Annotated in this window: 2 protein-coding genes; both read left to right on the forward strand. The window is 65.7% G+C overall.

What is annotated here, in order from left to right; all coding sequences use genetic code 11:
- On the forward strand, window positions 1-883 hold an 883-nt coding region (locus GY769_02305), incomplete at its 5' end, for a DUF1566 domain-containing protein (protein ID MCP4200752.1).
- A 7-nt stretch (window positions 884-890) separates the two neighbouring features.
- Window positions 891-1,229 (forward strand): hypothetical protein (locus GY769_02310; GenBank protein ID MCP4200753.1); only part of this gene is annotated, 339 nt, incomplete at its 3' end.

The raw sequence follows: 1,229 nt of genomic DNA on the forward strand, positions 1-1,229 counted from the left end.
ACTGGTCTTCGAACCGAGACCGGACGTGGAGTCGGCGGCGGCCGAGCCCGCGCCTCCCGCTCGGCCCGTGGATACCGAATATGCGCACCCGGCATCTCGGCCGCCGTTGGACTTTCGGCCGCCGGCGTCTTCCGCCGAGGACGAGGCCCCGTCGCCGGAGCCGGCAGAGACCTTCAGGTCCAGGCCGATCTGGCCCTGGGTGATCGCGGCGGCGGCCCTGGTCGCGGTCGTCGCCGGAGCCGCCTATCAGCACTTTCGTCTCCAGCGAACGGTCCCCTCGAGGGTCTCGGATCTGGTCTCGCCTGGCGACGCGACGCCCAAACCGCCGGCGACCGAATCGGAGCCGCCAGGGACCGATCTGGAGCCACCGGAGGCCAAACCCGAGTTGACTGAACCGCCGAAGATCGAGCTCGCGCCTGGAGCGCCGGGGATCGACGTCGGGCCTCGACCGACCGAAGGCGCCCCCGGGGAGGAGCTGTTGGAGCTCGAGCCCGAGAGCGAGCCGCCGGAGGAGGTCGGCGATCCTGACCTGCCCCGCTCGGCAGTCGTTCGCGATCCTCGAACCGGGTTGACCTGGCTATCGTCGGACAACGCACGGGACGTCGACTGGGCCAGCGCGAAGGCTTTCTGTGCGCGCAATACGGCCGGCAGCCAAGGCGATTGGCGGCTGCCGACCGTCTCCGAGCTCCGGTCCATCTACGACCGGGAGTCTCAGAACCAGATGCGAACCCGACTGGGGATAGAGATCTCGGATTTCTTTGTCTGGAGCTCTCAGGGCAGCTCCGGCCAAGCCCAGTACTTTACTTTCATGAACGGAGAATCCGGCCATCTGGATCAGGCCACCAGCGATCGCCAACGAGCGATCTGCGTGTCAGGAGGTTGAGCACCGCATGCCAAGGTATGTTCGTGTCGTTATCGGAATCTGGTTGATCATCAGCGTAGGCGGCGGCGCCCGCGCGCAGAGCGATTTCGTGCAGGCCGCCGATTCGGCACTGCTGCTCAAAGTGGTCGGCCTCAGCGACAACATCTCGATCGTCGATGCCCCGGGAGGCTCGATCGTCGTGACCAAGATGGAACCTCTGAAGCCTTACTTCGTTCTCGACGACAAGGGGACTAGCTTCCGGGTTGCCGCGCGCCAGGAAGAGAGCGCGATCCAGGGGTTCGTGGCGAGCCAGGAAGTGGCCAGATGGAATACTCGGGAAGGGCTCCATTTCGAGAACGATACCTTC

Source organism: bacterium (assembly GCA_024224155.1).
In the GTDB taxonomy this organism is placed as follows: domain Bacteria; phylum Acidobacteriota; class Thermoanaerobaculia; order Multivoradales; family JAHEKO01; genus CALZIK01.